Origin of the sequence: Xylanibacter oryzae DSM 17970 (assembly GCF_000585355.1) — a bacterium.
Classification (GTDB): Bacteria; Bacteroidota; Bacteroidia; order Bacteroidales; family Bacteroidaceae; genus Prevotella; species Prevotella oryzae.
On the sequence record NZ_KK073873.1, the window covers coordinates 1,881,601 to 1,897,453 of the forward strand.

Below are 15,853 nucleotides of genomic sequence, written 5' to 3' on the forward strand. Positions count from 1 at the left end.
ATATTAAAAACTTCTCCATTTTGCGAAAGCAAATTGGAGAAGTTTTTTTTATGTCCTTATTACAAGTCAATTGGTACAAGAATCTTTATACCAAAGTTACGTCCCATATTGTACACACCCTCTCTACCTGTTACAGGATTAAGTCCGGTATACTTAAGACGGCTCAAATGACTTTGATACGCTCTGTCTGTAATATTATTAGCTGTAAGGAATACAGATAATATCTTATGACCCGAATGCATTATGTCAGTTCCTACTGCGGCATTAAGCAATGTATACGATGGTGTAGCAGTCTCTGTATTGTTAGCTGCATAGAAATGATTCTGTCTCAAATCACATTCTGTACTTACAGATGCATAAGTATTATTAAGACACTTACCATCTCTTATAAAATCGTAGCGTAATTCAGAATTCCACCTAGGAGCAGGTGTGAAAGGTAAGTATTTTGAATCATCTGGCTGATGCAATTGTACAGAGTTGACATAAGAGAATGAATTCTCAAAATGTAATCTCTCAACTGGATGGATATCTACGGTAGCCTCTCCACCTAGAATTCTCGCGTCACCTGAAACAAATTGATATGTAGGTACGCCGTCTTTTATTACAGGGTTACCACTAGCATCTGATTCTTTTTCGGCGAATATATAATTATTTATTCGATTGGCAAAAAGAGACAATGTGGTTGAAATTACAGGTGTATTGTAATCTACACCGAAATCAAGTTGCCAACTATTTTCTGGTTTTAAGTTCTCGTTACCCATTTCATACCTTACAGTACCTTCATGTACACCATTAGATGCTAATTCACTAATATTTGGAGATCGGAATCCTCTTGATAGATTCAATCTCATATTAAGATTTTCCAATATGTTATAAACAGCCCCAAGACTTCCTGTTACGCCATCAAAACTCTTTGACAATGAGTTAAATCTTGCTACTCCATCTTCATCTAAATGTTCAGCATGGATATGACGTTTATCATAACGAAGTCCTCCACTTACATTCAACTTTCCGAAATCACGCTCTACGGTAGCAAACATTCCAAAATCAAAAAGATTGTATGCCGGTACCAAAAACTCAGTACCTTCATTAAGTGAACGTTGATACATTCCGTTTACACCTGTTGCAACTTTCCAATCTTTATTCTCAGGAGTTACATAATGCACATCATAGTTGACAGTATGCAACAAAAAGTTCAGTCCACACTGGTCTGGATTATCCTCGTCTTCAAATTCTTTACGTCTGTTTTGCTGATAGGCAAAAGTTGCTTTTATGCTACCTGCTGAAAACAAGAATGAGTTATCCCATACAGCCTTGTAGTGATAAACTTGCTGATACGGAATTCCCTTACCGTATGATTTAGGCGAATCATCACTTTTTTCTCCTTCTATTATACCCGGAGTAAGATGATATGCATCTAGAGTAAGATGAGAATATCCCCAGCTTCTGTTTATACCGATTAATCCGGAAAGTGCATGTTCTCTAAAACGAGAATCATATACATATCCATCATACTTGTTCTTATAGTCATGAGCCATCTTATCACTGTAACGCCAATTCCATACTAAACCTCCGTTATTACCGGCCATATTAAGAGAGTAGCCAAACAATCCGTTATTTGTTTGATATTCAGATGATACATTGGCCTTAATCTGACCAACCGGAAGTATTGGAGCTTCACGGAAGATTACGACTCCTGCCATTGCGTCAGAACCGTACATAAGACTGGCCGGACCTTTTAAAATCTCAACCGAATGCACCGTCTGAGGATCAATCTCAATACCATGTTCGTCTCCCCACTGCTGACCTTCCTGACGTACGCCATCATTAACTACAGCTATTCGGTTATATCCAAGTCCTCTTATTACCGGCTTAGAAATACCGGCACCTGTCGTTATCTGAGAAATACCAGGTTGTTTGGATATCGCATCTACTATGTTTGTAGAAGACTGCTGCAATAGTTCGCTTGGTGATACTATTGTTATTGGTGATGGTGATTTTGCCATTAACGAACTGCCTGTCAGGCCTGTTACTACAACCTCGTTTATCATTGCATTAGTCTCTTTCATCACAAAGTCCATATTACTGGTGTTTTGTAGATTAATACTTTTCACGATAGTCTGATGTCCTACGTAACTAACCTGTACCGTAGTACTTACATTGGGTAGATTATCCATATGGTATTCACCATTCTCATTAGTTACTGTACCTGTTTTTAGTTCAGGGAAATATACGCTAACTCCAACAAGAGCACTTCCACCAACTTTATCTGTAATTTTACCCGAAAGCATCGCTTTCTTATTTGCCATATCGGCATACGATGATATGCTAAAGCATACCATTAAAATAATGATATAGAATAATTTTTTCATTCCGTATTTTAATTTATAATTTTAATAATCGAAAATCACTAAAAATACAAATATACGGGAGGGGCTCTTGGGGATTTATTATTGATACGCAATACAGGCATAAACGAGATTGTCTGTCTGCGTATTCTTACGGTTAATAATATATATGATGTGAGAACAGCAAGAGCAGGAAGGACAAAAGGCATACTAAGCAACTGACATATAAGACAGTCGTGAACCGTTGTTCCTTGCGAAGAGAGATGACCTGCATGGTGTATATGATGTACACAAAGTGTGCATACGCCATCTGTAGCAGGTTCTTCCTGATGCACATGCGTATACATTATAACCATCATCGGTATAAAGATCGATAATAGTATCTTTGCCGCAATCTGTCTTTTCTTTGCTATCCTCATTGTAATTTGCAAAAGTATGAAAATATTATAGATTGATATACGAATTGTCAGAGTTTAACTTTTATTAAGTCAACTATCAATATAAATAAGATGTTTTCCTTTATAATTTAAAGCATAACTTAAAAAAGTTATTTGCGTTTTGCTTTCAGCAGGCTATTAAGATGTTGACTATCAGGACATTCGACTGAAGGCAACTTCTATGCTTGTATTTTTGTTTTCTATTTGTGTTTCCAGAATTTAGGTTGACTGATTTAAACCTTAACCATAAGATTGGTTGATTTTGGATTCTTTATGCCTAATAAAGGTTGACTAATATTTTCTAATCTATATAGTTAACGCCCCAAACTGCTATTTACAAATAATGATAAATCTTTAGCATTAATCCCCTTTTTTATGCTTAAAAGTTATGCTTTTTTATTGCCGAAATAATTCTTTACGATCGTTCGACCTAGGTCAAACGATCGTTTGACGAAGGTCGCACGATCGTTCGACGTCGTCGAAAATTCTCAAAGTATAGCTTTTACAAATAATTACGTATGTGTTACTTACTTATACGTAATGATTATGAGTGAAATATTGGTCTTCTTTAATTTAGTGTATATCTTTCGGCTAGATTAAAGAAAAAACAATTAACCTTTACACCTTTTTTTAAATTGCTACTGATTTACAATACAAGACATCCCAATTATTACTAATTAGGTGTATACTTTTCAAGTGATGAAGCTGCATTGGGATATAATCTGAGTATTGTAGACAATATTGCAGGCATAAGAGTTGCCTTCAGCCGAATGTGCTGATAATCAACATCTTAATAGCCTGCTGAAAGCAAAAAAACGAAAACACTATATATCTTGCTATATACACAATCAGAATGATAAACTACTGTGCTGTCATACCAAATGAACGAATTGCTTTGACTCTAAATCTGCTTTAGATGATTTTGACCATTTTATTCATGATTTATAAAAAGCATTGGCAGTACTCCATTTTTAATGAAATGGATGGTGATAATACCTAAAAATAATGATTTTAATTAAATGTGGAATTGTATTTCGCTTGTGCTTCAACTTTTATTCCTATTTTTGCAGTATGATTTGAAACTATCTAAAAATGAAAAGAAAAATAACAATAATTTCGGCAGCTATACTTAGCAGTGTATTCGTATGCGGAACGTCATTCGCAGTAATCAACAGTAAAGCAGATGCCAATATTATGACTAAAAATGGTAGCACATATGTAGTAAACACGACCCAACTATGCAAAAACATAAAGGGATTTAAAGGGGCTACACCGCTTATTATTTACATAAAATCAAACACAGTAGTCAAGATACAGCCATTACAAAACATGGATACTCCTAATTTCTTTAACAGGGCAACGAAGTCCTTAGAATCTTATTACATTGGTAAAAAAGTAAATAAGATTATCAATGCCGATGTCGATGCTGTTTCGGGGGCGACTTATTCTTCAAAATCAATTATCCAAAATGTAAAATCAGGACTGGAATATTATAATAGGAATAAATAGAATCATTTGATTCTATTTATATCCTCATCCGATACATGATTTACATGCCTATCAGATTTTTGCGGGTTGAATGTATATCTTATAGTTAATAATGCCTGCCTAGAATCAGGTATTGTGCTCTTGCTATATACCAACTTATTACTATAAAGGCTATAATCATTATGGCATACAAAGATATCATTCATCTGTAACTGAACATCAAGTGATTTTTTTAAGAAACTTTTCCTTATTCCAAAACTTATTGTCTGGAAAGGATCACTATGGCATGGACCGTAATCACCACCTGTATTGTAATTCATGTCAAGATTTACAATACAGTTTTTAAATACTGTTAATGAATTATTAAATGTAAAGTTGAATGTAGGATTATCCATTTTCTTACTTTCACCTTTATTCATAGCAGTAAAGAATGGTTTTGTGAAATCTATTCCAAATACGGGGCTCCAGCATTTTATTACTGGAGACAAATACAAAGACGCATTTGCAAACTGTGCATGATTATAGTTCGTTATTGAAAAGATAGCAACATCCGGATTCTTATCATATGACCTGCCATCAAAGTCAATAAAATTCTTAGCGTATTTATATGATAGTTGAAGAACTATCCACTTGTATGATAAGTCCCACTCTGCATTTTTATCAGTTTCGGCTATAAGCAGAGGATTTCCCCCTTCATAAATGTAACTATTGTTATAATTTAAATTACTTTGTAATCTATTGAATGATGGTCGGTTTTTCTTAACTGTATAACTCACTGACGAATGTATAACGCCAATAGGGAAATCAACAGACAGAGTTGGCAGCCAATCGTTATACGTACGACTCTGCTGTTGAATAAGTATGCCTGAATCCCAATACTTATTATCCGTATGTTCATAACGCAATCCTGCATTTACGCCTATGCTTCCTGCTGTAATAGAATATTCTGTGAATGCACCCTCTCTGCTTTCATGTATTTTGTTATCAGATTCTGGTAAAATGTTCTGTGGATTACGAAATCTGCTTCTACGACTTATAAAAGAGACGTCGCCACCAAATTTTATTTCACCACCCAAAATATTGTGACTAAAATTGAGTTTCTCTGCATAAAGATTGCTGAAGTTTTTTGCATTTGTTTCTATTATTATGTCTTTCCCGTCAAGACCATTTTGATCTGTTTTTTCATAACTTGCTACTATATCAGAATTAAAATTGACTTTCCAATTATTAATATGTCCTATATAGTATACATTTATAAGATGATCTGCATTCTTGATTTTTGTTATGTAGTTCTCCTCTGTAAGACCTGTACTTATACCATTACGAATTGCACAATAAGAAGAATTTTCTTTCATAGAAAAATCCGGACTATAGCCATATTCGTATAACACGCCAATTGAATTGTTCTTATCAAATTCATATCCGGCAGTTGCCTGAAAATACGCAGTGTTTCCTTTATCAATAATATCCGTATTCGCTTTTACTTTCAATATGTCAGTTGTATTTATATCGTATAAAGGTTCCATTATGCGTTTGTCATGATCAAGTGAGTAATATAACATTCCTCCCAAACTTAGTTTTCCAGGCTTATAGTCTATACTCAATTTCTCACAATTACTAAAATTGCGACCATAAGAATTTCTACTCATCCCGTCTACACTCATTTTTTTTGTAGTCATATTATTGGTAATAATTCTTATAACTCCCATAACGTTAGCACCATATTCAGAACCTGGTTGTCTTATAACCTCCACCCTATTTATATTTTTTGATTCGAGCCGATCTATTTCTGAAACACTATTTACTTTATGGCTGTCTATATAAATTTCGGTATTGCCTTTCCCTGTAACTTCATAAGCATCATCAGTAACCTTTATACCGGGAATATGCTTCAGTACATCTCGTCCGGTACCGGCAGACGATAATTCAGTGTTATTAACTTTGGCTACAATAGTACCTCCTGTTTTAGTAAGTATCCTATTATTAGATATAATAGTAATTTCATTAAGTTTTACGCTGTCTGCTACATTTCTAGTGCTATCTGCAGATTCTATTAATACATTCTGTTGAGCAACAGATACATTAGCAACCATAACGATAAATGCTGCTAATAATAAAATTTTCTTCATATTTTCTACTACTTTTAAAATATGAAGGCAAAAGTATGAAGTAATAAAATGAGAACAAAAAAATAAGTCTGACTTTTATCTGACAATTCGCTGACAATATTCTATCTATTTGATTTCCAATTGATAAGCACGGCCGCGGACTGCCATAATTTTAACATTGCAACACTCAGACAAAGTCTGTTTCAGTCTACGTACAAGTGTATATAAACTCTCGTCAGCATTATCCTTGCCAGGCCACAAGGCATCACAAATATCTTTTTTTAGTAAAAAGTGAGAAGATGATTTATAAAACATCTCCATCAAACTATATTCCATGGGGGTGAAATTGATGCGGTTATGAGATATGTCATATATACAATTATCTTCATTACAAAACACAAGACCACCAAACGAAACAATATCTTTTTGAGAGGATGGTAAATTAGTCTTTTTACTATTCCTTTTTATCACTATACTTAATACTCCAAAGCACAACGCAAGTAAAAGGAATACCAAAGGAACTTTCATATCTGACATATAAAGAACTTTAGTAAAAGGACAGTATATATAGCCACGCATAGACAGGGCTGTGTCATATATTCTAGAATTATTTACTAGCATTATTGTATCACTCATGAGATAGCCGTCATCGATTTTTCCTGCGGAGATCCCTCCTCCCCTAAAGGAATCCATCCTTAATACATTAATTTGTATTTGAGGATTTTGTTTAGCAATCTCCTTAGGCAAAGCATCTGCAAAGATTCTATCTGAGGTATGAATGGTCACCTCTTTCCCTATACTCTTCTGCAGTTTTACATATGACTGTATAGTATCTCGGCAAAGCCAGTTTTTTGCATTCATCTTAACAGCTTTACCCAATGCACTATTAAGATTGGCGATAATGCTGTCACGGGTACTAGTATATTGTTTAGCTCCCATACAAAATGAGAGTATCATAAATATACACACAAACGCTAATGAAATATTTGCTGATTTATTACTATTCATCATTCTTAATTATAATGCAAATATAACAAATTCTATCATAAACGGATAATCAAATAAAGAGAATCATTAGACATTAATCATTATACATAATCTTATAACAACTTTGCCAGTAACGAATGACCATATAATGATGTAAATGTTGCTGACATAATAAGCAATGCAAATGTAATGAGACCTATATATGGTATGTAATTCACATAACGGAAAGAATCTTTGACCTTAAATTTTGCAATATGCATAAATGCATAATAAACACCAAAAGCAATCATGGATCCTATTATTGCCCCGGCCAATATATCACCCGGATAGTGTACTCCCAGATAAATTCGACTATATGAATGAATAGTAGCCCAAAAATAGATGAATATCGTAAGATTACGCTTTCGGAAGAATAACGTTAATAATGTAGCCAGCATAAAAGAATTAGCTGAATGACAAGAAGGAAAACCGTAATGTCCTCCACGATCTCCATTTACTATATGCACAAGCTGGTATATAGGACTATCCGGCTGCGAAGGACGTGGGCGACAGAATATTGGACGTAGTATTGTGGCACAAGTATAATCTGTTATTGCAAAGGCTATAGCAAAAAGTGCTATAAAATAAACAATTTTCATTTTAAGGCCATACTTCATGGCACTAACAAATACGATACAAGCATACATTGGTATCCAAACAAATTTATTTGATATCATGTACATCAGTAAATCAAAGAAACTATTATGGAAACCATTTAACCATAATAATAATGATGAATCTATGTTTTGTAATGTTTCTAGCATCTCCTTATAATAAATAATACGAGTTCTTTTCGTATATGCAGTTTAAATGCTGTGCAAAGTAAATAAAAAATAATATAAAAAGAACATTTTTAGTAACAAATCGTACATTTTTTATATATATTATTTATTAATTAATGATTAACCTAGAAAAATATTGCAGCAGAGCAACCATATTGATTGTTTGCATAATATGACATGACAACAAAGCTTACTCTATTTTTATAACTTGCGCTATCTTTTGTCTTAAATAATTTGGGATAAATCCAATAAGATAATTTTGTACTTAGCAGACCAATTCCAGCACCGGCAATAATATCATTAAGCCAATGACAATTGTTATACATCCTGAAAAGACCTATTCCGGCTGCTCAACATATATTGCAACTCCTATCCATGGCGATATATCTTTATATTTCGGTAAAGAAATTCTGCACCTATGAATGCTGTCGCAGTATGACCGAATGGGAATGAATTATGTAAACTATCATCCGGACGTTCTTCACCATGTACACTTTTATAAGCATCCACAAAATAAGATATATTATTGTCTGATACATTAATTTATAATAACGATTCCACGTTGGCACAATATTTGATGTACCATTATTGAACAAAACTAATGATTATGACATTATATCCGAAACTTATACTGGATACACTGGCAACTGTGACATATCCTGGTACCAAAAAGAGCTTAGTAGAAAGTGAAATGGTAGCTGACAACTTACGAATAGACGGAATGAAAGTATCATTCTCTCTGATATTCGACAGAGATACAGACCCCTTTATGAAGTCTACACTAAAAGCTGCTGAAGCGGCAATACACTATAACATCAGCAAAGATGTTGAGGTTAGCATCAGTGTAGAGACAAAGTCAAAACCACGTCCGGAGGTTGGGAAAATGCTTCCTAACGTAAAAAATGTCATAGCTGTAAGCAGTGGTAAGGGTGGAGTAGGTAAAAGTACGGTAGCTGCCAATTTGGCTATATCTCTTGCCAAGCTCGGATATAAAGTTGGGTTGCTCGATGCTGATATTTTCGGTCCCTCGGTACCGAAGATGTTTCATGTTGAAGATGCCAGACCATGCGCTATAAATAAGGATGGACGTGATCTTATAGAACCAATAGAAAAATATGGTATAAAATTGCTCAGTATAGGTTTTTTTGTAAATCCTGATACGGCTACTCTATGGAGGGGTGGAATGGCATCAAATGCTTTAAAACAACTTATAGCAGACGCAAACTGGGGAGACCTTGACTTTTTTATTCTTGACACACCTCCAGGCACAAGTGATATTCATCTCACTTTACTGCAAACATTATCTATTACAGGCGCTGTAATAGTAAGTACTCCACAAAATGTTGCTTTGGCTGACGCACGCAAAGGCATTGACATGTATCGCAATGACAAAGTTAATGTACCTATTCTTGGTTTAGTAGAAAATATGGCATGGTTTACACCTGCAGAACTGCCGGAAAATAAGTATTATATATTTGGTAAAGAAGGTTGCAAAAACCTTGCAAAAGAAATGGATATGCCACTTCTAGCACAAATACCTCTCGTACAGAGTATATGTGAGAACGGTGATAACGGTGAACCATCTGCACTAAACGTAGACACCATAACCGGTCAGGCATTCATCAATCTTGCACAGGCTGTGGTTACTGTAACTAACCGCAGAAACAAGGAACAAGGACCAACAAATATTGTTCAGGTAAATAAATAATAAAGAAGAAAATGTTCGCTTAAATAACATAAGCGAACATTTTCTTTTTTATTTGATTTTATATTTTGCGGATAATACTCTTTTCTTCATTTTGTCTAAGCGTTCTATAGCATGCCTTCTTGCATTTATAATCTGGTATCGGTATACGATACATGATATAAAGAAATAAACGGTAGCCTGTATCCACAAGGCTTGATATTCTTGCTGTATATCAGACAAAGTTGCTCCCATAGAGTTAAGACGCACAAAACCTCTTATACCAAATGTTGACGGGAATAGACAGGCTATAGCTTGCCATACTCCAGGTATATTACTTTGTGGCCATGATATTCCAGACATGAAAAGGAATGGCACAGATGTAAAAATCACCATTAGCATAACATTTTCCCTATATCTTACCAAGCATGAAAGCATCATACCGAAGAATATACATGAAAGTAAATATGGAACCATCAGACCCAACAGGTCCGCTCCATGCCCCATAGATACGAAATGGAAAAATCTCGGAACTGCTAATACTATATATGCTGCCATAACAGAATATATCATAAAGTAGCACATGGATTTACCTAACACTATTCTGAATATACCTTGATAGTGACGACTCACAGGAACAAGATCTTTATATCGATTATTCTCTCTTGCTGTTCCTGCAGATAAGCCTATGCCCAATAATAATGTCTGTTGCAGAATTAGCATCAACACACCTGGAATAATGAAATTGCCGTAGCCACCAGTATTATTGAAAATAGGAACTTCTTCATAATCCAATGGCTTAGTTGAAATTTCATTTTCTCTATCTGAATAATTGCCGGACAACTGTATCTGTATTTTACTGTTAATGTCACTTGAAATAGCGGTCGCAGTCTGGTACACCGCCTTATAATACAACATAAGACTCATATCACAATATACTCCCACATGAGCTTGAGTCATACGATTAATGTTAAGCGCAAAATCTTCAGGAAAATAAAGGATGCCCCTAACCACCTGTTTACCGACAAGTGCTTTTGCGTCTTCCATATTATTGCAATGATAAGCAACCTCAACATTCGGAGAAGCATCATATTCGCGTATGAATTTACGACTCATATCACTATGAGATAAATCAACTACGGCAACCGGGACTTCTCTAACTATCTCATTATTATATATCCACGAATAGAGCAAAGGATAAAATAGAGGAACTATAATAAAGAATATAAGCACACCTTCGTCTTTCACGATAGCTTTCATCTCTTTAGCCCAGATATAACACATATCGTGTACACCTTCGTTTATTTTATGAAAAAATCCTTCGTTTTCCATATCGTTACGGTATATATATGTATTGCAACATGGCTTTCTTTATTCTACCTAATACCAATATAGGAAGTAATGCAAATGCTAATAAAGCGACTACATTAATCCAAGCATCAATAAGCGGATATCCATTGAATATACATACCTGGTATATCATAAAATAATGACGTAATGGAAACAAATACGCCAAAGCCTGTAGTTCTGGATCCATACTGGCAACTGGAAAAGCCGAACCTACCATAGAGAAACTAAGCACAGCCCATAAAGAACAAATACTCATAGACATTCGTAAAGAAGGCATTAATCCAAAGGCAAATATGCCAAATCCTTCTGAAGCAAGAACAGAGATTAGCCCTAATAACATTATATATCCCACTCCACCGGGATGCGGAAATTCTAATACGCCAAAGATATAAAATAAATAAGCATAGAATATAGTAATGAATATTATAAACTGCGGTAGCATTTTACCAGCTAATGCAATGATAGGGTTATTCCCCGCCAATCTCATCCACTGCTTAGAACGGTCAAATTTAAGTTCTGTACCTATAGAATATGCTGTTATCAAAAACATGAATATCATAAGACATCCTGGAACAAGCATTGTACTAAGATATATATTATAACTTATCCAAGGATTACTTACAGTATGCAAGTCTACAGCAATAGGCTGAAGAAATGTTCTAATCTGATCTGATGTATATCCTTTTCCAGCCATAGTTGCAGAACCTACACTAGCAGAACCTAGAGTTGATATTGTTTTTAAGTCGCGAAACAATAAAGCACCGGCTGTAAGTGAAGTAGAAGAATAATAAAAAGATATCTTGGGTTGACGGCTCGCCAATAATTTATCTGTTGTACTTTCCGGAATATACAAGAAAGCATATATCTTATTACGCTGTATAGCATTACGGGCTTCATTAATATTGGCATAATTGGCAACAACATCAGTAGTCTGAAAAGAATTCAGTTTGCGAATCATAGCGCGGCTTGTAGTCGTATTATCCATATCAACAACACCTACAGGCATCTTTACTGGCTGTCCTTCGTTCATAAGTGACGTAAAAAATAAAGTCACAACAATTGGAAAGATAACCATACAGAACAGGTATATGGGGTTTGACTTAAGAATACCACATTCCCGCCATGCTATCTTCAGTACTCTCTTTATTACGCCAGATATTTGCACTACGCTTTCCTTTATCTATCTTTTATTATAAGCGACATTCCTGGACGAAGACCGTCTATTGTAGTAACCGGACGTGCTTTTACTTCAAATGTTTTCAAATCATATTGTCCGTTACTTTTTGTTGCTTTCCACACTGCATATGAGCCTTCATCTTTCATATAGTATACCTTCATCTTAATGCTTTTACTAAATGCAGGACAAAAAGCTGTGAATGTATCACCATTTTTCATCCCTTTTAGTTGGTCTTCCCTTACATTAAACGTTCCCCACATATCTTTCATTACTGATATACTCATAATTGGTGTACCTGTACCGACTAATTCACCCACTTTAGGATAAACATCACTTACTTCTCCATCCATCTGTGCTATCTGTACAGTTTCATTAATATATGAGTGGACTTCCTGTACAGCACCTTTAGCCTGACGCACCTTTGCAGCCGTCGCTTCTTTCTCTTCTGTGCGGGCTCCGTTTACAGCCATATCATATTGACTCTTGGCAGCACGTGCCTGGGCCTGCATAGCTTTATAGTTTGCAAAAGCTTCATCTCTCTTTTGCGCACTCATTACACCTTCATCAAACAAATGCTGAACCCTAGTATATGATTTGAGAGCTATATCTAATCCGGCTTTAGCCTGTTGCCATACCTCGAACGCACCTTTTATCTGTTCACGCCTTGCACCGTTATCGGCCATCTTATTAACTGCCGCCGCAGCGCTCTCTACACTCTGAGCTTGAGTCATTTTTGCCTTTACATCAGGTGCATCAAGTATAGCTAATGTATCGCCGGCATGTACATAGTCTCCTTCCTTAACCCTAAGTTCAAGAATTCTTCCAGGCACTTTACTTGAAACCCGATACTCTGTTACTTCCACTTCGCCCTGTATCGTCTCTGGCGTACGTCCCAATGTTAGGAAACCTATTACCGCTACAACTACGACTACCGCCGTAAAACCTACTATTGCAAGCAGAATGTTGTTATGTTGTGATTTTGCTGACATAATATTTATTGTAATATTCCAAGTGCCTTCTTAAGACCAACCTGTGTTAGTTTAACTTCAATTCCCGCATCTATCTTTTGGGATTGTGCCTGCAACCATGCTGTCTGAGCCTCTAACACAGTTGAACTTTGTATGACACCTTCCTTAAAACCGAGAGTTGCGCAACGCAGATTTTCATCTGCACGCTCTGTATTTTTTGAAGCCATAGTATACCGTTTATTTGCTTCTTTCACTTTGAATGAATTCTGATTTACTTGAAGTTCTACCTTCTCTCTTGCATCGCTCAGTTCCATATCTGCTATATTTGTAGCGCCCCTAGCTGCTCTAACCTTATAAACACCTTCGCCCCAGTTCCAAACTGGTACTGTAAGCATAACTCCAATACTCCAAAATCCTGAAAATTTTCTTTCAAAACCATTATAAAGATTTGGGTTTGTCATCGTATAACCACCTGTCAATGCAAGTTGAGGTAAGAAATCTGCACGTATAATTTTGGTAACTTCTTTACTCATATCAACTGCATTCTTTAGCATTTTTAGTTCGGGACGTGCATCCATTGCCACTTGTGTGTTAGCATCATATGAAGCTTCAACCACATTAAGGTCATTTTTTTCCTCGTCCACCAATTTTATTTTTTCATCCATAGGCAGTCCGCAAAGTTGACATAAGTACATTTTTGACAATTCCAAGCCATCATCAACCTGTGTCTGCATCATTTCTGCCTCATTCAATTTCACATCAACTTTAAGCCCATCCGAACGTGTAGCCACACCTTCCTTAATCATCTTATTAACATCACTGTCTAACTTTTTTACTAGTTGCAGGTAGCTTTGACTAAGTTTCTGCTTATGACTTAAAGACACTACTGTCCAATATGCATTATCTATATCATAAATTATGGCTTGTTGCTTAGCTTCAGTATCATTAAAAGTAAACTGCTCTGTGTATTCAGCCAGTCTATTTACTGCAATTATTTTTCCACCCATATATATAGGTTGCGTAAACATTACAGAAGCCGTATATATATTACGCGTGTCTGTACGAAAATCATCACGTATTTTTTGTCCTGCCTGATTTAATGCATTACTAAGTGATGTGCCTGCCTTTTGCAATCCCTGACCTAAAGATTGGGCTTGTTGAGGAGTTATTATGCCAGACTGGGCCATTTGAGTAATAACAGGGGTCAAATCACTTGTAAAAGCGGAACCGACATTAGAGCCAAAATTAGAAAGAGATTCTTTCTGCTCATCATCCAGTATTGATATTTCTTTATTCATGTGCATATAACTTCCCAACGCGTTTACATGTGGAAGGTATTTAGTATGCGCAGCCTTACGTGCATTATGAGCTACATCCTGTTTGAGTTTTGAAATGCTTAACTGCTTATTGTTAAGCAATGCTAGAGCACGACAACTATCAAGGCTCAACTTTTCTTGAGCGATAGATGGTAAAACAGCACCGGCAAGGATTAACAATCCGAAGAATTTATTCATCTTATTTATTTCAAATCCTTAAAAATGACTTCTACTTAAATGTAAAACTACGTGAGCCGATAACATTGCCATCAGCAAACACACTTACTGTATATGTACCTGCACTCATAAATTCAGAGATATTACGATACAGCGTAACGGATGTTTCTTCTCCTGTATATTCTATAGACTTTTTCATAGAACTTTCCAATGAACGATTCTCATAATTGAAAGCTCCACCACCTCCTAGCACATCACCAGTAGGCGTCTGGACACGAACATACAATGTCCTTACACCATTTGAGGCTGTAACATTCTTTGCTATATTAAAACTAACCTGAATACTTGTGCATTTTTTAACTTTGTCTATAGTCTTTCCACGTTTGTTTTTTAATGCCATATTAATACCTGTAGCATCAAGTTGAGCAGCTACAGCGACCTTATGAGATAAAGACTCCTTGTCAGCACTAAGGCCTTCTATTTGGCGTGTAGCATCTGCATATTGTCCTTTCACACGAGTATTCTCTGTTGTAAGGTTATGATTGAGACGATTAAGAGAATCAATCTCTATTATATAACCACGCATAACGGCACGCACTGTAGCCAATTCTCTTTTCAGCCTCGTGATTTCACGGGCATCTGTACTTTTTACACTTTTAAGTTGCTTAAGTAGATGTTGAGTCTTCAACTGTTCCTGTGTCAACTGGGCCACAATAGAATCGTTGTTTATCTGCGTCTTCATTTCGCTATACTGATCAGCAAATTGCTGATATTCATTTACCATCTCCTTCTTATCCAAATCTGCCAACTCCTGCATATCTTTATTAGCCTTTTTCTGCTTTTCAAGGTTAAATGCAAGGTAAGAAACTCCGCCAATGAGGACAAGAACGATTATTGTTATAGCAATTAATAGCTTTTTATTCATAAAATAGATTTATTATAAAATATCTGCAAATTTAGTGATTTTGTTTGAATTGACAAAAAAAACATAT

Annotated in this window: 14 protein-coding genes; 2 read left to right on the top strand and 12 right to left on the bottom strand. The window is 35.6% G+C overall.

Going from position 1 to position 15,853, the window contains the following annotated elements:
• Positions 1–59: 59 nt before the first annotated feature.
• Both XYLOR_RS07610 and XYLOR_RS07615 read right to left on the bottom strand, forming a co-directional pair.
• Positions 60–2,372, bottom strand: coding sequence for a TonB-dependent receptor (locus XYLOR_RS07610; protein WP_036878214.1), 2,313 nt, complete (start codon positions 2,370–2,372; stop codon positions 60–62).
• Positions 2,373–2,410: 38 nt separating this feature from the next.
• On the bottom strand, positions 2,411–2,767 hold the full coding sequence (locus XYLOR_RS07615; RefSeq protein WP_036878216.1) for a hypothetical protein: 357 nt from the start codon (positions 2,765–2,767) through the stop codon (positions 2,411–2,413).
• Positions 2,768–3,877: 1,110 nt separating this feature from the next.
• On the opposite strand from XYLOR_RS07615, the gene XYLOR_RS07620 reads away from it, so the two are divergent.
• Positions 3,878–4,294 (top strand): FMN-binding protein, encoded by a 417-nt coding sequence (locus tag XYLOR_RS07620; RefSeq protein WP_036878218.1) that lies wholly within the window; start codon positions 3,878–3,880, stop codon positions 4,292–4,294.
• A 2-nt stretch (positions 4,295–4,296) separates the two neighbouring features.
• On the opposite strand, the gene XYLOR_RS07625 is transcribed toward XYLOR_RS07620, so the two are convergent.
• From XYLOR_RS07625 to XYLOR_RS14020, 5 genes are all read right to left on the bottom strand, one after another.
• On the bottom strand, positions 4,297–6,402 hold the full coding sequence (locus XYLOR_RS07625) for a TonB-dependent receptor domain-containing protein (protein ID WP_036878219.1): 2,106 nt from the start codon (positions 6,400–6,402) through the stop codon (positions 4,297–4,299).
• Positions 6,403–6,507: 105 nt separating this feature from the next.
• A complete protein-coding gene (locus XYLOR_RS07630; protein ID WP_169730560.1) occupies positions 6,508–7,320 on the bottom strand; it encodes a winged helix-turn-helix domain-containing protein in 813 nt (270 codons plus the stop codon).
• Positions 7,321–7,481: 161 nt separating this feature from the next.
• Positions 7,482–8,171 (bottom strand): phosphatase PAP2 family protein, encoded by a 690-nt coding sequence (locus XYLOR_RS07635; protein ID WP_036878223.1) that lies wholly within the window; start codon positions 8,169–8,171, stop codon positions 7,482–7,484.
• A 143-nt stretch (positions 8,172–8,314) separates the two neighbouring features.
• Positions 8,315–8,515, bottom strand: coding sequence for a hypothetical protein (locus XYLOR_RS14015; protein ID WP_051508931.1), 201 nt, complete (start codon positions 8,513–8,515; stop codon positions 8,315–8,317).
• 43 nt (positions 8,516–8,558) lie between these two features.
• Entirely contained in the window at positions 8,559–8,699 is a 141-nt protein-coding gene (locus XYLOR_RS14020; protein WP_245601969.1) for a phosphatase PAP2 family protein, read from the bottom strand.
• A 97-nt stretch (positions 8,700–8,796) separates the two neighbouring features.
• On the opposite strand from XYLOR_RS14020, the gene XYLOR_RS07645 reads away from it, so the two are divergent.
• A complete protein-coding gene (locus tag XYLOR_RS07645) occupies positions 8,797–9,897 on the top strand; it encodes an Mrp/NBP35 family ATP-binding protein (RefSeq protein WP_036880907.1) in 1,101 nt (366 codons plus the stop codon).
• A gap of 48 nt (positions 9,898–9,945) precedes the next feature.
• Here XYLOR_RS07645 and XYLOR_RS07650 read toward each other — a convergent pair whose 3' ends face one another.
• From XYLOR_RS07650 to XYLOR_RS07670, 5 genes are all read right to left on the bottom strand, one after another.
• Positions 9,946–11,205 carry an ABC transporter permease gene (locus XYLOR_RS07650; protein ID WP_036878225.1) on the bottom strand — a complete coding sequence of 420 codons (1,260 nt, stop codon included), beginning with the start codon at positions 11,203–11,205 and terminating at the stop codon, positions 9,946–9,948.
• Between the two features lie 4 nt (positions 11,206–11,209).
• Positions 11,210–12,298, bottom strand: a complete 1,089-nt coding sequence (locus XYLOR_RS07655) for an ABC transporter permease (RefSeq protein WP_084608552.1) — start codon at positions 12,296–12,298, stop codon at positions 11,210–11,212.
• A 101-nt stretch (positions 12,299–12,399) separates the two neighbouring features.
• Entirely contained in the window at positions 12,400–13,389 is a 990-nt protein-coding gene (locus XYLOR_RS07660; protein ID WP_036878226.1) for an HlyD family secretion protein, read from the bottom strand.
• A gap of 5 nt (positions 13,390–13,394) precedes the next feature.
• Entirely contained in the window at positions 13,395–14,882 is a 1,488-nt protein-coding gene (locus XYLOR_RS07665) for a TolC family protein (protein ID WP_051508932.1), read from the bottom strand.
• Between the two features lie 31 nt (positions 14,883–14,913).
• Positions 14,914–15,786, bottom strand: coding sequence for a DUF8429 coiled-coil domain-containing protein (locus XYLOR_RS07670; protein ID WP_036878227.1), 873 nt, complete (start codon positions 15,784–15,786; stop codon positions 14,914–14,916).
• Positions 15,787–15,853: the final 67 nt, after the last annotated feature.